Genomic DNA, 22,311 nt, shown 5'->3' on the forward strand with positions numbered 1-22,311 from the left:
GTTAAAAATCGGGCAATACTGCCTGAGAATTTCCAAAGCAGGCCACAAGCGCCTGCTTAGCCAAGGTAAACGACAGGGTAAAGAAGTTATGATTCGCACCATGCTGCAAGGCAAGCTCCACCGCGTAAAAGTCACGCAGGCGGACCTGCACTACGAAGGTTCCTGTGCCATTGACCAGGATTTCCTTGACGCCTCCGGTATTCTGGAAAACGAAGCGATTGATATCTGGAACGTGACCAATGGGAAACGTTTCTCAACCTATGCGATTGCGGCTGAACGCGGCTCCAGAATCATCTCGGTGAACGGTGCGGCGGCGCACTGCGCTGAAGTTGGCGACATTGTGATTATCGCCAGCTTCGTCACCATGTCTGATGAAGAAGCGCGTACATGGCGTCCGAAAGTGGCCTATTTTGAAGGCGACAACGAAATGAAGCGCACCGCGAAAGCTATTCCGGTACAGGTTGCCTGATTTTCAATAATAGGACAACCCTTCCAGAAAAACATATTTTGGGACGGGTTGTCTTTTTTTTAAATCACCAATAAATAATATTATTTATTATTTATCTTATTGCTTAAATAATAAAACATTAGTTTTACTTAAAAAAACATAAAGTATTTCTAATGGATAACTTTATTCCTTTTCATCGCAACTCTCTATAAAATCCGCCTCGAAATATAATATTTCAACAAATAAGATATATAAATATATTTTATTTATATTTATCACTAAAATATGGATATTCTAAATGTTTTTCAGAAAATATGGCGTAGCCGCTTTTATTGCAATGACTTTGGGTGCCGGGTCTGCAATGGCAGCAGATCCAGATACGGGTACTATTACTTTCCACGGTCTGGTTTCTAACAATACCTGTAAAATCTCTCTTGATAATAAAATAGATCAAGACGGTAATGATTTTGACATTACTCTGGATACCGTTTTTGTTAAAAACTTCGCTACCGCACTGGGTGCTAACAGTACTCTGGGCGAAAAACAGTTCACTCTGAATCTGAGCGAATGTGATAACGCAACGGTAAAAGATGCCTCCGCTCAGTTTAATTCCTGGGGCGGTTCCAGTTCAACGTCAGGTGGTCTGTTAGTACCACCGGCTAATCTGCAAGGAGCAGCAGAAAACGTTAACCTGGTGCTGGCTAACAACGGTAACGGCGCTACCGATCTGATCAAAATTGACCAGACTAACAACACGCAGAAAGCCACTATTTCCGCTGATGGCACCGGTGACCTGTTCTACCGCGTAGCCTACACCCAGGGCCAGAAGTGGAATGCAGACACCAGCCCGGTAACGGCAGGAACCGTACAGGCGCAAGTTGCCTTCACCGTTATTTATAACTAATCCTTTGTATTTAAAAAGATTAGCCAATCCCTCAGCGGCTGTGCTGGGGGATTTTAATTTTAAAGTATACCTACAGGGAGGGTAAAATGGTCAATACGGTTATTACAAAGGGATTTAAAACCACCTGCTTCGCTGCCGCGGCCTTCACGGCATTTGCCACATTCCAGGCAAACGCGGATATCGTCATATCCGGAACACGTATTGTGTACCCAGCGTCATCAAAAGACGTGATTGTGAACCTGGATAACCGGGGCAATAAACCTCTACTGGTGCAAACCTGGCTGGATGACGGGCGTGACGGTGTTGATCCGCAGGAGCTAAAACTGCCGTTTGTCATTACGCCTCCGGTATCTCGTATCGATCCACAAAAAGGGCAATCCTTGCGTATTACGTATATGGGTAGCGCATTACCTCAGGATCGGGAATCGCTGTTTTGGTTTAACGTGCTGGAAATTCCGCCAAAATCAAAAGCGAAAGAAGGCGAGAGTTTAAATCAACTTCAACTCGCCTTTCGCACGCGGATCAAATTATTTTTCCGCCCGGATGGCCTGAAAGGCACGCCTGGCGATGCGGCGGCAAATCTGAAATGGTCGCAGAAAAAAGAAGGCAATACGCTTTCACTATTTGCCCAAAATGACAGCGCGTACAACGTTTCTATTTCCAACGTAAAATTTAAAGTGGGCGGTAAAGAATATACCGTCGACAGCAAATCCGTTTTACCCTTTAGCGGGGTCAGCATGCCCGTAAAAGGCCTTTCGAATAATATTAACGGTACCGTTATCTATAACACCATTAATGATAATGGCGGCACAAATAAACGAGAAGCCAAAATAGACTAATCAATTATAACAATTACGTACCAATGTAGTGGGCCATTCTGGCCCACGTTAATTATTCGGAAAAACAATGCTATTTCAACGCTCATTATTATGTCTTACTATTGGCGCTGCACTCCCTTTTTCCGTTTCTGCTGCAACTTCAGCAGCAGAAAAAACCGTTGCTGAGTCGGACGAAGCCGTAGAATTTAACGAACAATTTTTACTTAATAGCAGCGCTAATATCGATATTAGTCGCTATGCATATGGCAACCCGGTGCTTGCCGGAACCTATCGTGTGAAAGTGAATCTTAACAATGCGTTGAAATCTACCTCTGAAATTACCTTTAATGAAAACGGTACGCCACGCGCCAGTGCATGTCTGACGCCGCTTTTACTCACCCAGGCAGGCGTTGATCCCGCCGCAATGCGCGATGACGTCGAGGTCGACGACAACACCACGTGTCTGGATATAAAAAAATACTACCCCGGTGCGACGGCGAATTACGATTCCGGCAAACAGGCCATGGATCTCAACTTCCCGCAGATTTATATCCTGAAGCGTCCTGCCGGGTATGTTGACCCCTCACTGTGGGAAGATGGCGTTCCGGCGGCCATCGTCTCTTATGATATGAACGCCTGGCACAGTGAAGGCAATGGCACAACGTCCGATACCGCTTACGTGGGGCTACGTTACGGTTTAAATATGGGACCGTGGCGTTTGCGTTCCCGAGGTAGCCTTAACTGGAACAAAGATACCGGTAGCGAATACAACAATCAGGACGTTTATTTACAGCGAGATATCACCGCGCTGAAAGCGCAAATGGTGATAGGCGACTCCTATACCCGTGGCGATGCGTTTGACTCCTTCAGCCTGAGCGGGATACGAATGTATAACGATGACCGCATGTTACCGATGGGCTCCAGCAACTACGCGCCTGTTATCCGCGGCGTCGCCAACAGCAATGCCAAAGTCACGGTGATGCAAAGCGGCAATAAAATCTACGAAACCACCGTACCGCCGGGGGCGTTCGAGATTAACGACCTTAGCACCACAGGTTATGGTAACGATCTGCTGGTCACCGTAGAAGAAGCGGACGGCAGCAAACGCAGCTTTACCGTTCCCTTTTCGTCAGTCACCCAAATGTTACGCCCCGGCGCGACACGCTGGGATATCGGCGTCGGCGAGCTGAACGATGATTCTTTGCATGATAAACCGCAGGTGGGTTACGCGCAGTTTTACTATGGCCTGAACAACACCTTTACCGGCTATATCGGCGCGCAATATACCGATATGAATTTCTATGCTGGGTTATTAGGTCTGGCAATGAACACCGGTATTGGCGCATTCGCCTTTGATGTGACGCAATCTCACGCCAGTATTGATGATTTAGGCACGCTCAGCGGGCAAAGCTACCGGCTGACCTACAGCAAAATGATCGAGGCGACCAATACCTCATTTAACGTCGCCGCTTATCGTTTTTCTACTGAAGACTACCTCAGCCTGAATGACGCCGCGTCTTTGCAAGACAGCGTTAAACATCAGCAATATGCGCAGCAAAGTTATCGCTCAGGTGATGAGTTATATGACGATTACCAGCGTACCAAAAATCAGGTGCAAATCAGCATCAACCAGCCCTTAAACCAGGGAGAAACAACCTGGGGTTCTGTGTATGTCAGCGGAACATGGCAGGACTACTGGAATGATGCGGGCTCCACGGCCAACTATAGCGTGGGTTACAACAACAGTTTTGCCTACGGCAGCTATAGCGTGTCATTACAACGCGCCTATGACCAGAACGGCAGTAAAGACGACAGCGTCTATTTAAGTTTCAGTATTCCGTTGAGTATGTTCTCCCACAACGGGGAACGCTCTGGCGGTTTCTCCAATATCAACATGGGCCTGCGTTCTGACATGAAGGGCGGTACTAACGTCAACTCCACCGCCAGCGGTAATACCAAAGATAGCGACATCAGCTACTCCGTGAGCGCCACCTCCAGCAGCGGTAATTACGGCAACCTGAATCAGGTAAGTGGCTTTGGCTCCCTTAACAGCAGCTATGGCCCATTAGGGCTTTCCGCCTCGTTTGGCGACGACAATAGCCAGCAATATTCCGCCAGTTACAGCGGTGGCATGGTGCTGCATTCTGGCGGCGTGGCGTTCGCGCCGGGCAGCATTGGCGAAACCGACGCCGTCGCCCTGGTGAAAGCCAGCGGCGCACAAGGCGCAGGACTGGGCTACAGCAGCAGCGAAATCGGCAGTTCGGGCTATGGCATTTTACCGTATATGTCAGCCTACCGCGAAAACCGGGTGTCGCTGGATATCAGCACACTGGAGAACGATGTTGAAATCAAAAGCACCAGCACGGTTACCGTACCGCGCAGCGGCGCCGTCGTGCTGGTGAATTTTGAAACCGATGAAGGTCGCTCACTGATTCTGGAATTACTGCGTAGCGATAAAGGCTTTATTCCTTTAGGCGCAGATGTCCTTAACGAGAAAAATGAAACTGTCGGTACCGTAGGCCAGGCCGGACAGGCGTACGTGCGCGGCGTAGAACAGCAAGGCGAACTTCGCGTGGTGTGGGGCAGTGGTAAAGAAAGCACCTGTACAGTGCGTTACCAATTAGCTGAAACCACGGCAAAAGCGGGACTCACCCCCGTACTAAGCAATCAACTTTGTCACATGTAATGACCTGTTTAGGGAAAAACTAATGAGAGTTTATATGAAAAGAAACCGCCTCAGTCTTCCCATCGCGGCACTTGCCGTAATGGCAGCTTCTGGAAGCGCGCTTGCCGCTAACTCCACTAACCTGGATGTTAATTTCACGGCCACAATTTTAGAGACGACGTGCAACATGAAACTGGTCGGTGGTACAGGCTCCGACACGGTACAGGAATTAATCATTGGTAATAGTAGTGGTGAAGTTCGTATTGATGATGTAAGAGCGGGAACAGCAACGGCAGATTTTAAATTAGTGATTGTTGAATGCCCGGCATCGCTTCAATCATTAAAGACATCAATCAACGGAACGCCATCCGGGTATTCAACAAAAATATTAACGAATGGAACAAAAGGCTCAGCCGACTATATGGGGGTGTCAGTAGCGCGCGCATCCAAACCAGATGAACCTTTTGTTATTAACTCCACCGCCGATTCAGAACGTCTGGTCTGGAGTGAGGTAGAAATTAACAGTAAAGAGGTTCCGCTGATCGCCATCATGAAAGAGACCAAGGCAAATTCGGCTACCACCGGGGCTTTCTCAGCCGTTGCGACTTTCGTATTTAGCTACGAGTAATTAACGCAGATCTACGGAGCATCACTATGAAATTTACATCAGCTTTAATCACATTATCCGTTTCTGCCGTCTTATTCTCTGGAGTGGTCAGAGCCGCTATTACCGGTACCGACAGTGTACAAATGACCTTTAAGACCACAGTGACAACCGGTACCTGTAAAGCTATCGTCGTTAATGGTGACGGAAAAAATGTCAGCACCATTGGCTATGGTGAGACATATAAATCGGATCTTAACAAGAAAGCGATGCCGCTGAGCATTGTCTTGAGCAATTGTTCCGGCGTAACCATCGCAGAAGTAGAAGCAAAAGCGGGCACCGGCGGCACCTGCTCCGGTGATAATTTAGACGGCGATTCTTACGCGGCGGGCCTGAATACCGCCTTCGAAATTTGGGGCGGCGATGCAGACACGGGGGTGAAACTGTCTTGTAAAACGCCACCAGCCGCACAGAAGGTGACCATTACCAACGGTGCGGGTACCTACCCAATGACGTCACGCATTGTGGTGGCAAACGGTAAAAGCCTGAGCGACGTCACCGCCGGCGATGTCACGGCTCCGGTCACCTTTGTTGTGACATACCCTTAATTTTCAGGTGCTTTGTTCATGCAACAATTACTGTTTCTTTTACGCCAGCCCGGTCTTGTGTTGCTTATGGGTCTGACGGGCGGGTTTTGGTCTGGCATCAGCCAGGCGGGTTCCAATTTGGATATCAATCTGACCGCCAGTATTGTTAACAGCACCTGCAAACTCAGTCTGGAAAATGGGGGGGAAGTCTACCTTCCCAACATCACGCGGGCATGGTTTTACAATAACGACGGCAGCAGTAAATATGCGCCTACCGACGAAGCGGGCGGCACGCCTTTTAACGTGCGTCTCGAAAACTGTGCAGATAACAGTAGCATCAAGCAGTTGATGTTCAGTTTTACGCCGCAATCCGGTTTTTGGAGCAACCAAAACCAGGTTTTCAAAAATGATGCCACAACAGGCGCGGCGCAAAACGTGGGTATCGTCATTTTCTCGGCAGACTATAAAACTAACGTCTTAAACAGCGATGGCAGTTCTAACGTAGTTTACGACGTCAGCGGAAAAAGCAGTTCGCTGTATTTAACGGATTATCAGTTTTACGCGCGCTATCAGAATACGGGCGCAGTTGTCAGCGGCGTTGTCACCAGCAACGTGTTGGTTGACGTCAGCTACGAATAAAAGGATTTATGATGAAGCTATCCCCTTATCTGGCCGCACTGTTATTGTTGAGCGCATCCGGCGCAGCCTATGGTGCTATGGAATGTAAATTTTACAATGGCGATACACGACAGATAATGTCGCCAGGCGTTCAACCAATCATTACCTTTCACCCCTCGGTGCAAACCGCCACGCTGCTGGCTAGCGGTATTACGATGGAATTAACGCCGGAAATGCATAGCCACTGTGCAGTGGGGGATGATGGAGAGAACATCTACCAGATGACGGACAACACCTTACTTGAAGGGTATGTCGACGGTAAGGCCTTGTTTCGCACCAATATACCCGGCATTACGTATGCCATTGGGTTATACCCCGCAGGGAAAGGCATTACCGGATGGTTTCCCGTCAATTCCGGTCAATATTATATGACCGCTTATGCTGACGACAACGAAGGCTATTTCGACCATGAAAAAAAATGGTACGCCGTGATGGAAATCTACCAGATGCCCGGCTTTAATGGCGTGCCTTCAGGAGTCGGTTTTATTAGCTCAATCGGCGGCCCATTGGGGCGCATTGTTCTCGGAGACCCCGTAGGTTCTGAGTCTGACCATCCTCGCCCGCTAATCACCATTTCTGATATGATGTTTAACATTCCATTCTCCGAACCGACCTGTATTCTTACCGCGCCCACCACCGTGAATTTAGGTGATTGGTACCGAAGCGACCTGGAGAAAGATCAGACCACCGAAGTGCCTTTTCAGATTACCGGAACCTGTACCGGGACGATTGAAGTCTCGTTCGTGGCGAAATCCTCATATACCAATGCGGATAAGAACCTGTTCACCAACTCGATTACCAGCAACTCAAGCGTTACCGCGGCTGGCGGCGTCGGTGTAAAAATAAGCTCACCGGCCTATCCGCAAATTCATGCCGACAGTACGCCAGAAGTCATTGCCGTGGGCGAGATAATCGGGAGGCCGGTGACCTCAGTAAACGCCAACTTTAAGGCAAAGCTGGTCAAAACAGGGACGGAGGCCGTGACACCCGGTATTTTCGGATCGTCTGTCACCTTCCAGGTAACCTACGAGTAAACTACCCTTGCGGCTGGTTGCTGATCAGCCGCGACATGGTTTCCAGCGAATCCGTGCGCAGAATATACAGCCTTTTGAGCAGCATCGGATTATCTCCCGGCTTCACCTTCCCTCTCACCGTGGTGACCGCCAGATGGAAACCGGCGTCTTTTGCTGCTTTGATCGCGGTCGCGTTATAACCGCCAAAGGGATAAGAAAGATAAAATACGTGCGGAGTAAACTGTGCGAGCGCCCGCCGCGAGCGTTCAAAATCAAACAGAATATTATGGTAGCTGCGGCTATATAAAATCGGGCGACGATGCCCATCTATCCGGTGTAAAAAGTGGGTATGCGACTGAAAATCAAAAACGTCGCTTATCTTGCGCAATTCGGACACGCTCATAAATTGCAGCGACCTGGGATTCCATGTTTGCGGATGGCGCTTAATACGCGATGAGATAATAAATGCCGTCGCTTTCATACCGTACTGCTTTAATACCGGATACGCATAGCGACTCACCGATTTAAGGCCATCGTCAAAGGTGATAACCACCGCGCGCGCCGGGAAATTCGCGCGGTTATGGATGTAATCCTCCAGTTGGTACATCGTCAACGTGGCATAGCCGCGATCGCGAAGCCAGGTCATTTGGTTGCTGAATGCCCGAACCGAAGTCGTGGTGGACGTATGGCGAAAACGAGTATTCTCTTCATCACGTAAGATGTGATGATAGGTCAAAATCGGAATGCCGTTGTCTTCCTGCGCATCCATGGCGCTGACATAAGCCAGCCTGTCGCCAATACGGATTTGATACCAGGTTTGGTGTAGCCGGCCTTGCAGCTTGCTAATAATGGGATAACGCAAATTATCCACCAATACGCCAAACGGGGCGCTACTGATGTCCGGCGCGTTATACACCGGCGTGTCCTTCCAGGTCACCAGATTCTGATTGCTGAGCGGCTTGTTAAGATCGCCCAGGCCATCTTCCACTTTTTGTTTTCCCTGCACGGATTCCAGATGGCCTTTATCGATAAACCCCACACCGAAGCCGAATTTAAAGGCATAATAATCAGCCGCAACAGGCGTTACGGAAAGAATTTGTCCGGCGCGGATATTCCCTACGGTCACCATTTTGTCGCCAATCTGCGACCAGATGGCGGCATCTTTCGTCGTTTGCATATAACGAGCGGGCAAGGCAGCCAACACATTACCGGCGAAAAAAAACAGCAAGATAAGAACAACGCGCATAACCATATATCATAACCAAGACGAAAAAACGCCGTTATTGTAGCAAAAGCGTCGTCAATGGTATTGATCAAAACTCATACGAATCATGCAGCAATACAAAAGGCGGATTTTTCTGCTGCTGATGCCAGAGACTGGTGACATCCGGCGCGCCAAGCGCGACAATCTGGTCGCGAAATGCTGAACTGCTCATTGACTCTCGCCAGGGAATCATTTCCTCCATCAATGAATAGCTGACACCGGAAATAACTTCACATTGAGAATGTTTATGGCTCATCAGCGACGCTACACGATAAGGCGCCGCGCCGGAAATGTCGGTTAAAAATATCACGCCTTCACCGGAGTCGGTGGCATGGAGGGCGTCACACATCATGCGGCTGAGCATATTTACGCTTAACCCACGCCAGAAATTGACCGCCCGACACTGCGCCAACGGCCCATACTTCTTTTCAAGACCTTCGAGCATTTCCTGCGCCCGATCGTCATGACAGGAAATGACCCATCCCAGCATAACTTCTCCTCCATTGAGCTCCAATCCTGCATGATGTCAGCATGTTTTTTTGGCCGACAATACACTATGACCACGATCATTTTTTATTCAAAAAAATTTGCATTATTTTTAAAATTGTTAACAGCCTTCATAGAATCTGGCCCATTAAAGGGTAATCACGGCGATTCAATTAAACAAACACTCACCAAAATAATTGATTAAATATATATTATAAATATTTCATATTTATGTATTCTGAATTTTTCTTCGCGCCGCAAAAATCATCGGACATTATATTTACTCATTCGGCAATAAAAAGAACAATAACTTCCCACACTATAGATATTGTTACTATGTCAATATTTATAATATCTTAAAGGATCAAAGATAATGAAACTTACCTTAAAAACACTCACTGTGGCACTGGCTGCCATCACCCTCTCCCCCGCCGCGCTGGCAGACACCGCCAAAGACGGCACCGTACATATCACCGGCCTCATTAAGCAAAACGCCTGTACGGTAAAAACGGATTCAGTAGAGGTGACATTACAGGAAGAATTTGCCTCTCTTTTCACTGCCGCAGGGCAGACGGCAGGGGATACAGACTTCACCATCGAACTCGAAAACTGCGACGCAAACGTCTACAGCAGTGTACAGGCGCGCTTTGAAGGCACACTCGACGGAACCGATGCGACCATCCTGAAAAATGAGGATGATGCTGAGAATATTGGCGTGCAAATTCTTGATAAATCTAGCACCCCTATGACCTTTAACGATCTTCAGGCATGGTCTGCCGCAGTCGCGCTCACAGAGGGGGTGACGGAACTCTCAATGCCTTTCACCGCCCGCTATATCTCCACCGCGGTTCCCGTTAAGTCGGGAACGGTCGATGCAACCGCAACATTCTATCTGCAATATAACTGATCCTGGCGGCCAGCGTCGGCTGGCCCCTTTGTTTATTGAGGTCATCAATGAATTCATTGGCTAAAGCAGGGTTGCTTTGTTGCCTGTTGTGCGGTTCGCTGGCGCATGCCGCAGGGATAAACATCGGCACAACGCGGGTTATTTTTCACGGCGATGCCAAAGATGCGTCCATATCGATAAGCAATAACGACAACGTTCCCTATTTAATTCAGTCCTGGGCGCAATCGATCAGCGAAACCGGGGCGAGCGGCGATGCGCCGTTTATGGTCACCCCGCCGCTTTTTCGCCTTAATGGCGGGCAAAAGAACGTACTACGAATTATCCGTACCGGCGGCAATTTGCCGGAAGATCGCGAGTCGCTGTACTGGCTGGATATTAAATCGATTCCCAGCAGCAATCCGGACAATAAACACAACACACTCATGCTGGCCGTTAAAGCGGAATTTAAGCTGATTTACCGGCCAAAAGCGTTAACCCAAAAACCAGAAGAGGTTGCCGATCGGTTAACGTGGTCGCGTCAGGGTCGCACGCTCACCGTGAAGAACCCCACGCCCTATTATATGAACTTCGCCACCCTTTCCGTTGGCAGTCAAAAAGTGAAAGCCCCGCGCTATGTGGCGCCTTTCGGCAACGCGCAGTATACGCTGCCTGCCGCCGCCAGCGGCCCGATTGTCTGGTCTATCATCAACGATTTTGGCGGTATTGGCCCCGAACATAAACAAACGCCTTGAGAAGAGTGACAGGGATGAGAGTGCCGATGCGCAAAAGGCAACACCGGGTATTTTATTTATCGCGCTGCGCTGTGTGTATCGCGCTGGGCAGCACGTTCGCACACGTTGCATGGGCGCGCGACTATTTCAATCCGGCATTTATTGAAAACCATGGGCAGGCGAGTCGCACAAGCGTCGATCTGTCGACATTTGATAACGACAAAAGCCAGCTGCCAGGCACCTATTACGTCACTATCAATATCAATAAAACAGAAATCGGCGCGCGAAACGTTGATTTTCAACTCACGACGCTCAGTGACGGTCAACAGGCATTACAGGGCTGTTTACGGCTCCAGGAACTAAAAGATAACAGCGTCAAAACCGACCTTTTTCCAACCCTGGAGAGTGAAAAAGGCTGCGTCGATCTCAGCGTTATCCCCGGCGCCAGCCAGCGGTTTGATTTTCAGCAACAGACATTATCAGTAAGCATCCCGCAACTCTACATCGCCAACAACGCGCGCGGCTACGTGCCGCCGGAAAAGTGGCAGGAGGGGATTACCGCGCTAATGCTGAACTACAGTTTCAGCGGCTATAAAGAGTACGGTTCCAGTGAGGATTCCGACGATGCGGAATCGAAGTATCTCGCTCTCCAGCCGGGTTTTAACCTCGGGCCGTGGCGTTTTCGCAACTACAGTAACTGGAGTTCAAATAACGGCGAGAGCGGTAGCTGGAACAGCGTTTATAACTATTTACAGCGCGACATTATCGCGCTGAAAAGCCAGTTCACCGCCGGAGACAGCAATACGCCATCCGACGTGTTCGACAGCGTACCTTTTCGCGGCCTCCAGCTCACCTCTGACGATCAAATGCAGCCCAACAGCCAGCGTGGTTACGCCCCGACGATTCGCGGCATCGCCCGCTCAAACGCGCAGGTTATCGTGCGGCAAAACGGCTATATCGCCTATCAGACCGCCGTTTCGCCGGGCGAATTTGAAATCAACGATATGTTTCCCACCGGCAGCAACGGCGACTATGACGTAACGGTAAAAGAAGCCGACGGCAGCGAACAGCATTTTATCGTGCCCTACTCTTCGCTGCCGATTCTGCAGCGCACCGGACGGGCAAAATACAGCGTGACCGTGGGTAAATACCGCGATTATAACAACCACACGCTGGACGACTTCGGCCAGGCAACCCTGCTGTACGGCCTGCCGTGGGGCATCACCCTGTACGGCGGCAGCCAGATTGCCGGCGATAAATACCAGTCCGTCGCCTTCGGCGTCGGGCAAAATATGCAGATGCTGGGGGCCATTTCCCTGGACGGCATCTGGTCGCACGCCAAATTTGACGATGGCCGCAAAGAAATCGGGCAATCCTGGCGCGTCCGCTACAGCAAGGGCGTCGTCAGTACGGGCACCACGTTTTCGCTGGCCGGCTATCGTTACGCCAGCGAAAACTACAATTCGCTGAGCGAGGTGATCAACCCGGACGACGATTTTTATGATAACTACGGCAAGCGCCATAATCGTTTCGAAGCCTCGGTCAACCAGCAAATTAGCGATACGCTCGGTTCCTTAACGCTAAGTTGGGTCAAAGAAGATTACTGGCACAGCGCGCAGCAGATGGAGTCTCTGAGCGCCAGTTACAACAATAGCTGGGGTCCGGTGAGCTATTCGCTGAGCTACAGCTATAACAAAAACACCTACCAGTACCGATCGGACAATGACGATGATGACAACGACGACGATCGTTATAACCAGAACGATCGGCTGTTCACGTTGTCGCTGCACGTTCCGTTTACGGTGTTCGATTCCAGGCTATACGCCAGCTATATGCTGAACACGCGTAAGCACGATGCCACGGTGAACAGCACCACCCTTAGCGGCACCGCGCTGCGTGACAGAAACCTGAACTGGTCGTTACAGCAGAGCCACAGCACACAAGACGGTGATTCCGGCGGGGTAAACGCCAGCTACAAAGGCACTTATGCCAATCTCAACGCCGGTTACAATCAGTCGCCAGATAGCCAACAGGTCAGCTACGGCATCAGCGGCGGCATTCTGGCGCACGAAAACGGTATTACCCTGAGCCAGCCGATTACCGGCGCGGCGATTTTAATTAAAGCGCCCGGCGCCAGCGGCGTTTCGGTTGAAAACCAGACCGGCGTCGCCACCGACTTCCGGGGTTATACGGTGATCCCCAACGTCACGCCGTATTATCGCTACGATATCTCGCTCGACAGCAGCACGTTTGCCGACAACGTGGATATTCCGCTCAACAACCAGACTGTCTACCCGACGCGTAATGCGGTGGTGCGCGCGGCGTATGACACGCATAAGGGCTATCGCGTGCTGTTAACGCTGACGCGCAGCAATGGCGAGCCCGTGCCCTTTGGCGCGACGGCAAGCGTCGATGGGCAGGATGCGAACCTGGCCAGTATCGTCGGCGATAAAGGCCAGGTCTTCCTCAGCGGCCTGCCGGAAGAGGGCCTGCTACTGGTGAACTGGGGAAGCGCCTCTTGCCGTGCGGATTACCGCCTGGATATCAGCAAAAATATGAACGGCATCGTGATGGCGAACGCCGTCTGCCAGTGAGGAACACAATGAAGAATTTATGGATACTGCTGGCGCTGTCGCTATTTTCAGGCCATGCGCTGGCAGAAGGAACGATGGGCAACGGAAGCGGCTGGTGTCAACCCACCAACGGCACGCATAATTTTCCTTTTAGTTTTAATCAAACCATTACCGATACGGATGGGAACCAGACGGGAACCATCGTTGAAGAGCACTGGTCAGCTGGCGGAGAATATTCGGCTAAATGCGACTGCGATAACAGTGATTATCGCGGGTACAACTATTTCACCGCGACCACCGGCGATCTGACGCAGAAAGGCACGCACAGCGAGACGCGATACTACGGACATATGGATTACTATGTCCTCGTGGCAGGCAAACTGGAAATTGGCACCGAAGCGTATGTAGCCGGGAAGTTGAACCAGAATATTCCTGTCCCGTTTTCCTCAATCAGCAATGAGGATAGTTCCGCAGGCGGCTGTGGCGATGCAGAAATGAAATCAATGACGGCGGGCAATAAAGGCACGGTAAGGATTTATATTACTCATCCTTTGGTCGGTGAAATCTCGATCCCGCAAACAACGATCATGAATCTCTATTTATCAAAAACGCCGGGCAGCAGCGGAGATAATATTCCCCCCGCCGTTCCCCCTGTCGCGCACGTCACCATGTCCGGAACTATTACCGTGCCGCAGTCCTGTTCCATCAACGCCGGGCAGGTTATCGAGGTCAGGCTGCCGGATATTGAGGGCAAAGATATTCGTAATCTCGGCGACAGTCCGCAGAACTCGCACGTCACCACTCAGGTAAACTTTACCTGTAGCAACGTGGCGGACGGCACCAACCTGTCAATGTCATTGAACGGAGAAACCGATCCGCACAACCCGGAATACCTGAAAACCGACAATGAGAATTTAGGGATACGGATTTCCGATAAATACGATAAGACCATCGTTCCCGGCGGCAGCGCCGAATTGCCGATTGAAGATTACACAGACGGTAAAGGCAGCACCGAGTTCACCGCCGCGCCGGTCAATACCACCGGACATGTTCCCCACACCGGAGAATACCAGGCTACCGCCACGCTGGAGATTCAGATTCGCTGAGAGAAGCGTTGGGTTTCAGCAAGCCTCCCCCCACCTACAGCCCCGTAACCCATTGATATTACGGCCCCGTAGATGGGGTGAAGCGAAGCGCAACCCAACGCCCCTGTCAACGCTTAACTGCGCAACCCGCGCCCACGCTGGATCAGCGACCAGCACAGCAGGTAGAAAGCGGCGATAAAGATCACCAGTACGCCAAACGTCGTCACCAGCGGCACATCATGGATACCCAGGAAGCCGTAGCGGAAGCCGCTGATCATGTAGACGATTGGGTTCAGGTGCGACAGCCCTTGCCAGAACGGCGGCAGCAGCGTCAGCGAGTAAAATACCCCGCCGAGGTAGGTTAGTGGCGTCAGCACAAAGGTCGGGATCAGGCTGATATCGTCAAAGGTTTTCGCAAACACGGCGTTCAGCAGTCCGGCCAGCGAGAACAGAATCGCGGTCAGAATCAGCGTTAGCGCGACAAATACCCAGGAATGCACCTGGAAAGGCACGAAAAAGAGCGAAATCGCCGTCACCAGAATCCCCACGCACAGCCCGCGCGCTACGCCGCCGCCGACAAATCCGGCGATGATCACGTGCGTTGGTACCGGCGCGACCAGCAGCTCCTCAATATTGCGCTGAAACTTGGCGCTAAAAAATGACGACGCGACATTCGCGTAGGAGTTAGTAATGACCGCCATCATAATCAGGCCCGGCACAATAAATTGCATATAGCTAAAACCATGCATTTCGCCGATGCGCGAACCAATCAGGTTGCCGAAAATAATAAAATAGAGCGTCATGGTGATGACGGGCGGCACCAGCGTTTGCACCCAGATCCGCATAAAGCGGTGGATCTCTTTCGCCCAGATGCTTTTAAGGGCAACCCAGTAAAGCTGCATCATGCGCGATCTCCTTGTTTTTCATGCACCAGCGACACAAACAGTTCTTCCAGACGGTTGGCTTTATTACGCATACTTAATACCTGTACCCCCTGCTCGCTCAGTTGGCTAAAGACGCTGTTAACCCCCTGCTCGCGTAACACTTCCACCTCCAGAGTCGAGGTATCCACCAGACGATATTGATAACCCGTAAGCTTAGGTAGCGGGCTTTTTGGCGCTAAATCCAGAATAAACGTCTCCGATTTCAGCTTTGAAAGCAGATTTTTCATGGAGGTATTTTCCACCAGCTCTCCGTGCTGAATAATACCGATATTGCGGCACAACATTTCCGCCTCTTCCAGATAGTGGGTGGTGAGAATAATGGTGGTGCCTTTGGCGTTTAAGTCTTTCAGGAATCCCCACATCGAGCGACGCAATTCGATATCGACGCCCGCCGTCGGCTCGTCGAGAATCAATAGCTTAGGTTCATGCATCAATGCGCGGGCGATCATCAGGCGGCGTTTCATCCCACCGGAGAGCATCCGCGCGCGTTCACTACGTTTTTCCCACAGATCGAGCTGTTTTAAATACTTTTCGCTACGTAAAACCGCCTCTTTATGTTCCACGCCGTAATAACCGGCCTGATTCACTACGATCTGCTGCACCGTTTCAAACGGGTTAAAGTTAAATTCCTGTGGTACCAGTCCAAGCTGTCGCTTGGCGTTAACCACATCTTTTTCCAGGTCATAACCAAAAACGTTAACGCGCCCGGACGTTTTATTAACCAATGAGCTGATAATACCGATGGTGGTCGATTTCCCTGCTCCATTTGGCCCCAGAAGCGCGTAAAAATCCCCCGCTTCGACCTGCAAATCTATGCCGCGCAGCGCCTGAACGCCGCCGGGATAGGTTTTTTTAAGTTGTTGAAGTTCCAGCGCAATGGTCATAAATTCTCACTTACTTTACGTTCTTACACTTTATATATGGTTTAAATAACTACGGAGTTGCCCTATATTAGCCCAACGCACTTATTTGGTTACAGGTCGTTAACTTCCATGAAAGACATAGATACACTCATCAGCAACAATGCACTATGGTCAAAAATGCTGGTGGAAGAGGACCCCGGATTTTTTGAGAAACTGGCGCAAGCGCAAAAACCGCGCTTTCTATGGATTGGATGTTCCGACAGCCGCGTTCCCGCAGAGCGTTTAACCGGGCTTGAACCGGGCGAATTGTTTGTTCACCGTAATGTGGCTAACCTGGTTATTCACACCGATCTGAACTGTCTCTCCGTGGTTCAGTATGCGGTTGATGTTCTGGAAGTTGAGCATATTATCATTTGCGGCCACTCCGGTTGCGGCGGTATCAAGGCTGCGGTAGAAAACCCTGAGCTGGGCTTGATTAATAACTGGCTGCTGCATATCCGCGACATCTGGCTTAAACATAGCTCGCTGTTGGGAAAAATGCCCGAAGAGCAACGTCTGGACGCGCTCTATGAATTGAACGTCATGGAGCAGGTCTATAACCTGGGGCATTCCACCATTATGCAGTCAGCGTGGAAACGCGGGCAGAATGTGACCATTCACGGCTGGGCGTACAGTATCAATGATGGCCTGCTGCGCGATCTTGACGTCACCGCCACCAACAGAGAAACGCTGGAGAACGGCTATCATAAGGGTATCTCCGCCCTAAGTCTGAAATACATTCCCCACCAATAAGCCATTAGCTATAGGCCGGATAAGTCGCTTTAGCGACGCCATCCGGCATTTCTGCGCTTACTCGTCCAGCAGCACCACTTTACCAACATACGGTAGATGGCGATAACGCTGGGCGTAGTCGATACCGTAACCGACTACAAATTCGTCCGGAATCGAAAAGCCAACGAACTCAACCGGCACGTCCACTTCGCGGCGAGACGGTTTATCCAGCAGCGTACAAATCGCCAGCGATTTCGGCTCGCGCAGGCCCAGGATTTCACGGACCTTCGACAGCGTATTACCGGAATCAATAATGTCTTCGACAATCAGCACGTCTTTACCGCGAATATCCTCATCCAGATCTTTGAGGATTTTCACATCGCGGGTGGTGGACATGCCGCTACCATAACTGGAGGCGGTCATAAAATCGACTTCATGAGGAACCTGGACTTCACGGCACAGGTCCGCCATAAACATAAATGAGCCACGCAACAGACCTACCAGCACCATTTCACTGCCGCTGTCTTTATAACGTTCAGTAATCTGACGACCCAGCTCGGCAATACGTGCTTTGATCTCCGCTTCGGGGATCATGACTTCAACAGTATGTTTCATATTTATAACCATATGATTTAAAAACAAATCACTCAATGCCGGTGACTAATAACGCCGCATTGACGCGCAAGGCACGCAGTATAACAGCAAACGTATTCATTCGCGGCATTTGATAAGAAAGCTCATTTTGTGATGACGATCACACATGTTAATTCCTATACTTAATTGCTACTAAAAAATTAACAATTTGGGATGGTGTCTTTTTATGGCAGAAAATAACGCACGATCGCCACGATTACTCGTGACGCTGACGGCCCTCTTTGCAGCACTTTGTGGGCTGTATCTTCTTATCGGAGGTGTCTGGCTGGTTGCTATTGGCGGTTCCTGGTACTACCCCATCGCGGGCCTCGTGATGCTGGTTGTGGCCGGATTGCTATGGCGCAGTAAACGTGCCGCGCTGTGGCTGTATGCCGCCCTGCTGCTGGCGACAATGATTTGGGGCGTGTGGGAAGTCGGGTTCGACTTCTGGGCGCTCACGCCGCGTAGCGATATCCTGGTGTTTTTCGGCATCTGGCTAATATTGCCGTTTGTCTGGCATCGGCTGGTGGTTCCTTCCAGCGGCGCAGTAGCGGCACTGGTCGTGGCGCTGCTGATTAGCGGCGGCATTCTGACCTGGGCTGGCTTCAACGACCCGCAGGAGATCAACGGTACGCTTCGCGCCGACGCCACGCCCGCCGCAACAAGCTCGTCGATCGCCGACGAAGACTGGCCGGCCTATGGACGTAATCAGGAAGGCCAACGCTATTCGCCGCTGAAACAGATCACTGCGGATAACGTTCACCAACTGAAAGAAGCGTGGGTCTTCCGCACCGGCGATCTGAAACAACCCAACGATCCGGGCGAAATCACCAACGAAGTGACCCCGATTAAAGTCGGCGATACGCTTTATCTGTGTACAGCTCACCAGCGACTGTTCGCGCTGGACGCCGCCAGCGGTAAAGAGAAGTGGCATTTTGATCCTCAGTTGAAGACCGATTCGTCTTTCCAGCATGTGACCTGCCGCGGCGTCTCTTATCATGAGGCCAAAGCGGATACCGCCTCGCCGGAGGTCATCGCCGACTGTCCGCGCCGCATTATCCTTCCGGTCAATGACGGTCGCCTTTTCGCGGTGAATGCCGAAACCGGCAAGCTGTGTGAAACCTTCGCCAATAAAGGCGTCCTGAATCTGCAAACCAATATGCCGGACACCACGCCGGGACTGTATGAACCGACGTCGCCGCCGATTATCACCGATAAAACGATTGTCATTGCCGGTTCGGTCACGGATAACTTCTCTACCCGCGAAACGTCCGGCGTTATCCGTGGTTTTGATGTTAATACCGGTAAACTACTGTGGGCCTTCGATCCGGGGGCGAAAGATCCGAACGCGATTCCAGCCGATGAGCACGCTTTTACCTTTAACTCGCCGAACTCCTGGGCGCCTGCCGCCTATGATGCGAAACTGGATCTGGTCTATCTGCCGATGGGCGTGACCACGCCGGATATCTGGGGCGGTAACCGCACGCCGGAGCAGGAACGTTATGCCAGCTCCATCCTGGCGCTGAATGCCACCACCGGGAAACTGGCCTGGAGTTATCAGACCGTCCATCACGATCTGTGGGATATGGACCTGCCGGCACAGCCGACGCTGGCAGATATTACCGTTGACGGTACTACCGTTCCGGTTATCTATGCGCCAGCGAAAACCGGTAATATCTTTGTGCTCGACAGACGTAATGGCGAGCTGGTCGTGCCCGCTCCGGAAAAACCGGTCCCGCAGGGCGCGGCAAAAGGCGATTACGTCGCCAAAACTCAGCCGTTCTCTGATTTAACCTTCCGCCCGAAAAAAGATCTCTCCGGCGCGGATATGTGGGGCGCGACCATGTTCGACCAACTGGTGTGCCGCGTTATGTTCCACCAGTTGCGCTATGAAGGTATCTTCACCCCGCCGTCCGAGCAGGGGACATTGGTATTCCCTGGCAACCTGGGGATGTTTGAATGGGGCGGTATTTCCGTCGATCCAGACCGTCAGGTCGCTATCGCTAACCCGATGGCGCTGCCGTTTGTCTCGAAACTGATCCCACGCGGCCCTGGCAATCCAATGGAACCGCCGAAAGACGCGAAAGGTACCGGAACAGAAGCGGGTATTCAGCCACAGTACGGCGTACCGTTCGGCGTCACGCTGAATCCGTTCCTTTCGCCGTTTGGCCTGCCGTGTAAACAACCGGCCTGGGGCTATATTTCCGCGTTGGATCTGAAGACCAATGAAATCGTGTGGAAGAAACGTATAGGGACGCCGCGCGACAGTATGCCGTTCCCGATGCCGGTTCCGGTGCCGTTCAACATGGGGATGCCCATGCTCGGCGGGCCAATCTCAACCGCCGGTAACGTGCTGTTTATCGCCGCGACCGCCGACAACTACCTGCGCGCTTATAACATGAGCAACGGGGAAAAACTGTGGCAGGGACGTTTACCCGCCGGAGGCCAGGCAACGCCGATGACCTATGAGGTAAACGGTAAGCAGTACGTGGTCGTTTCTGCCGGAGGCCACGGTTCGTTTGGTACGAAGATGGGCGACTATATCGTGGCCTATGCTTTGCCTGACGACGCGAAATAACCATTAATGCCCGGCGTATGCCGGGCATTATGCCGGGTGGCGGCTTCGCCTTACCCGGCCTGTGTCGTAGACATCGATTAGACCGTAAATCCTAACATCATTCCCGTATCTTCATGTTCTAACAGATGACAGTGCGCCATATAGGCATGTTCCTTCGGCGCGTCGTGATCGAACTTGACCAGCACTTCGCTGATACCGCCCTCAACGCGTACCGTATCCTTCCAGCCCGTTCTGTGCGCCACTGGCGCTTTGCCGTTCTCTGACAGAATACGGAACTGCGTGCCGTGAATATGGAAAGGATGCAGCATCATGTCGCCCACGCCGGAAATGATCCAACGTTCATGTCGGCCTTTTTGCGCCGCGAACATCGGTTTGTTCATATCGAAGACCTGGCCGTTGATAAAGTTAGCGTTATGGAAGTCGAATTTTCCGCCGTGATTCATATTGCCCATCGCGCCATGATTCATCCCACTGTGATCCATGTTGCCATGATCCATCTCGCCATGCCCCATATTGCCGCCCTGCATATGCGCGTTCATGCTGTCATGATCCATGCCGCTCATCGCCTGAGCGCCATATTTCTTCATCAGCATTTGCATCCCCATCATATCAAGGCGTGGGTCCATCGACAGTTTCAGGTTGCGCACCGTCAGCCCTTCCAGCGACGGCAGCGCCGGCATCGTCGTCAACGTATCCGGCAGCGTACCGGAGGCGGTAATCCGCAGCGGCTGGATACGCATCACCGGATGCGGTTTATCAAACGGAGCGATCGCCATTCCCATCTGGCTGACCGGCAGGGTCACCAGATCAAAGGCTTTCCCGTCGCTGATATCCACCAGCACTTCAAAACGCTCGCCCATTAATAACGGCAGTTCGGTGACTTTCACCGGCTCCGCCAGCAGGCCGCCGTCGCTGGCGATCACATAAAGCGGGCGATTATCGCTGGCGGCGATATTCAGCGAACGCGCATTACAGCCATTTAGCAAGCGCAGACGTAGCCAGCCTTTCGGCGCGGAATGCTGCGGATAGATAGCGCCATTGGTCAGCAGCGTATCGCCAAACCAGCCAACGGCGGCGGTCATAATATCCAGTTGATAATCAATCTGGCCATCGGCGGAGAAGCGTTTGTCCTGAATGATCACTGGCACATCGTCGATGCCCCACTGTTTCGGCAGGCGCAATTTGCGAATCTCATCATCTTCAATCAGCACCAGCCCGGCAAGGCCCATCGCCACCTGGCGCCCGGTTTTGCCGTGTTTGTGCGGATGAATCCAGCAGGTCGCGGCGCGTTGCTCCGGCGTAAACGTCACCGTGCGGGTTCCGCCAGCGGGAATAATCCCCTGCGGACCGCCGTCGACGATGCCCGGAATCTCCAGACCATGCCAGTGAAGCGTCGTGTCTTCGGCCAGTTGGTTATGGATATCAACGGTCACGCTTTTTCCTTTGTGAAGCTGTACCGCTGGCCCCAGCAAATTACCGTTGTAGCCCCAGGTTGTGGCGTTCTTACCGGCGAATGTCGACTGTCCGGCTTTAACAATTAACTGCATACGGTTGCTCGCATCTGCCGTTAACAGGTCAGGAATAGGCAACGCGGGACGTTCGGCGGCAAAAGCGGCGCGGCTCCACAGCGGCAGCGCTGATGCAACCCCCAGCGCCACTGAATATTTTAAGAAATCACGGCGTAACATAATCATTTCCTTATAATGAACAGGCGGGTGTCTAAGCTTAGACCCTGCCCTAACGGGAAGGTCAAGCCAGCAACACGTCTTTACCATTCCTG

General features: G+C 51.5%; 20 protein-coding genes. 14 read left to right on the forward strand and 6 right to left on the reverse strand.

Annotated features, from left to right (window positions below; all coding sequences use genetic code 11):
* Positions 1–88: 88 nt before the first annotated feature.
* From panD to QEN32_RS17675, 8 genes are all read left to right on the forward strand, one after another.
* A complete protein-coding gene (gene panD, locus QEN32_RS17640) occupies positions 89–469 on the forward strand; it encodes an aspartate 1-decarboxylase (RefSeq protein WP_000621526.1) in 381 nt (126 codons plus the stop codon).
* A gap of 277 nt (positions 470–746) precedes the next feature.
* On the forward strand, positions 747–1,352 hold the full coding sequence (locus QEN32_RS17645) for a fimbrial protein (protein ID WP_000466114.1): 606 nt from the start codon (positions 747–749) through the stop codon (positions 1,350–1,352).
* An 86-nt stretch (positions 1,353–1,438) separates the two neighbouring features.
* Positions 1,439–2,191 (forward strand): fimbrial chaperone, encoded by a 753-nt coding sequence (locus tag QEN32_RS17650; protein WP_000248430.1) that lies wholly within the window; start codon positions 1,439–1,441, stop codon positions 2,189–2,191.
* A gap of 67 nt (positions 2,192–2,258) precedes the next feature.
* Complete coding sequence (locus QEN32_RS17655) at positions 2,259–4,856, forward strand: outer membrane usher protein (RefSeq protein WP_265321995.1); 2,598 nt, start codon at positions 2,259–2,261, stop codon at positions 4,854–4,856.
* A 22-nt stretch (positions 4,857–4,878) separates the two neighbouring features.
* A complete protein-coding gene (locus QEN32_RS17660; protein ID WP_023221127.1) occupies positions 4,879–5,463 on the forward strand; it encodes a fimbrial protein in 585 nt (194 codons plus the stop codon).
* A 26-nt stretch (positions 5,464–5,489) separates the two neighbouring features.
* Complete coding sequence (locus QEN32_RS17665) at positions 5,490–6,047, forward strand: fimbrial protein (RefSeq protein WP_000673424.1); 558 nt, start codon at positions 5,490–5,492, stop codon at positions 6,045–6,047.
* A gap of 18 nt (positions 6,048–6,065) precedes the next feature.
* A complete protein-coding gene (locus QEN32_RS17670) occupies positions 6,066–6,665 on the forward strand; it encodes a fimbrial-like protein (RefSeq protein WP_265321996.1) in 600 nt (199 codons plus the stop codon).
* 8 nt (positions 6,666–6,673) lie between these two features.
* Positions 6,674–7,738 (forward strand): fimbrial protein StkG, encoded by a 1,065-nt coding sequence (locus QEN32_RS17675; RefSeq protein ID WP_001804770.1) that lies wholly within the window; start codon positions 6,674–6,676, stop codon positions 7,736–7,738.
* A 1-nt stretch (position 7,739) separates the two neighbouring features.
* On the opposite strand, the gene QEN32_RS17680 is transcribed toward QEN32_RS17675, so the two are convergent.
* Both QEN32_RS17680 and QEN32_RS17685 read right to left on the reverse strand, forming a co-directional pair.
* Positions 7,740–8,969, reverse strand: coding sequence for a polysaccharide deacetylase family protein (locus QEN32_RS17680; RefSeq protein WP_033903668.1), 1,230 nt, complete (start codon positions 8,967–8,969; stop codon positions 7,740–7,742).
* Positions 8,970–9,030: 61 nt separating this feature from the next.
* A complete protein-coding gene (locus tag QEN32_RS17685; protein WP_000901958.1) occupies positions 9,031–9,471 on the reverse strand; it encodes a PTS sugar transporter subunit IIA in 441 nt (146 codons plus the stop codon).
* 369 nt (positions 9,472–9,840) lie between these two features.
* Here QEN32_RS17685 and QEN32_RS17690 point away from each other — a divergent pair, with 369 nt between their 5' ends.
* From QEN32_RS17690 to QEN32_RS17705, 4 genes are read left to right on the forward strand one after another with little or no spacing between them, the layout of a single operon-like run.
* Positions 9,841–10,374 carry a fimbrial protein gene (locus tag QEN32_RS17690; RefSeq protein WP_061424200.1) on the forward strand — a complete coding sequence of 178 codons (534 nt, stop codon included), beginning with the start codon at positions 9,841–9,843 and terminating at the stop codon, positions 10,372–10,374.
* Positions 10,375–10,421: 47 nt separating this feature from the next.
* Positions 10,422–11,105: a fimbrial biogenesis chaperone StiB gene (stiB, locus tag QEN32_RS17695; protein ID WP_001086402.1), complete on the forward strand. Its 684-nt coding sequence runs from the start codon at positions 10,422–10,424 to the stop codon at positions 11,103–11,105.
* A gap of 26 nt (positions 11,106–11,131) precedes the next feature.
* Positions 11,132–13,678 carry a fimbrial outer membrane usher protein gene (locus tag QEN32_RS17700; RefSeq protein ID WP_023209225.1) on the forward strand — a complete coding sequence of 849 codons (2,547 nt, stop codon included), beginning with the start codon at positions 11,132–11,134 and terminating at the stop codon, positions 13,676–13,678.
* 8 nt (positions 13,679–13,686) lie between these two features.
* On the forward strand, positions 13,687–14,763 hold the full coding sequence (locus QEN32_RS17705) for a fimbrial protein (protein WP_183049858.1): 1,077 nt from the start codon (positions 13,687–13,689) through the stop codon (positions 14,761–14,763).
* Positions 14,764–14,876: 113 nt separating this feature from the next.
* On the opposite strand, the gene QEN32_RS17710 is transcribed toward QEN32_RS17705, so the two are convergent.
* Complete coding sequence (locus QEN32_RS17710) at positions 14,877–15,647, reverse strand: ABC transporter permease (RefSeq protein ID WP_000983418.1); 771 nt, start codon at positions 15,645–15,647, stop codon at positions 14,877–14,879.
* Positions 15,644–16,570 (reverse strand): ABC transporter ATP-binding protein, encoded by a 927-nt coding sequence (locus QEN32_RS17715; protein ID WP_000150628.1) that lies wholly within the window; start codon positions 16,568–16,570, stop codon positions 15,644–15,646. Before QEN32_RS17715 ends, QEN32_RS17710 begins: the two co-directional genes overlap by 4 nt.
* Before the next feature lie 108 nt (positions 16,571–16,678).
* Here QEN32_RS17715 and can point away from each other — a divergent pair, with 108 nt between their 5' ends.
* Positions 16,679–17,341 carry a carbonate dehydratase gene (can, locus tag QEN32_RS17720; RefSeq protein WP_000651591.1) on the forward strand — a complete coding sequence of 221 codons (663 nt, stop codon included), beginning with the start codon at positions 16,679–16,681 and terminating at the stop codon, positions 17,339–17,341.
* A 57-nt stretch (positions 17,342–17,398) separates the two neighbouring features.
* Here can and hpt read toward each other — a convergent pair whose 3' ends face one another.
* Positions 17,399–17,935 (reverse strand): hypoxanthine phosphoribosyltransferase, encoded by a 537-nt coding sequence (gene hpt, locus QEN32_RS17725; RefSeq protein ID WP_000683342.1) that lies wholly within the window; start codon positions 17,933–17,935, stop codon positions 17,399–17,401.
* A gap of 205 nt (positions 17,936–18,140) precedes the next feature.
* Here hpt and QEN32_RS17730 point away from each other — a divergent pair, with 205 nt between their 5' ends.
* Positions 18,141–20,531: a pyrroloquinoline quinone-dependent dehydrogenase gene (locus QEN32_RS17730; RefSeq protein WP_000829732.1), complete on the forward strand. Its 2,391-nt coding sequence runs from the start codon at positions 18,141–18,143 to the stop codon at positions 20,529–20,531.
* A gap of 77 nt (positions 20,532–20,608) precedes the next feature.
* Here QEN32_RS17730 and cueO read toward each other — a convergent pair whose 3' ends face one another.
* Positions 20,609–22,219, reverse strand: coding sequence for a multicopper oxidase CueO (gene cueO / locus QEN32_RS17735; RefSeq protein WP_265321997.1), 1,611 nt, complete (start codon positions 22,217–22,219; stop codon positions 20,609–20,611).
* Positions 22,220–22,311 lie beyond the last annotated feature (92 nt).

This window comes from Salmonella sp. SA14318 (assembly GCF_029866905.1).
Classification (GTDB): Bacteria; Pseudomonadota; Gammaproteobacteria; order Enterobacterales; family Enterobacteriaceae; genus Salmonella; species Salmonella enterica.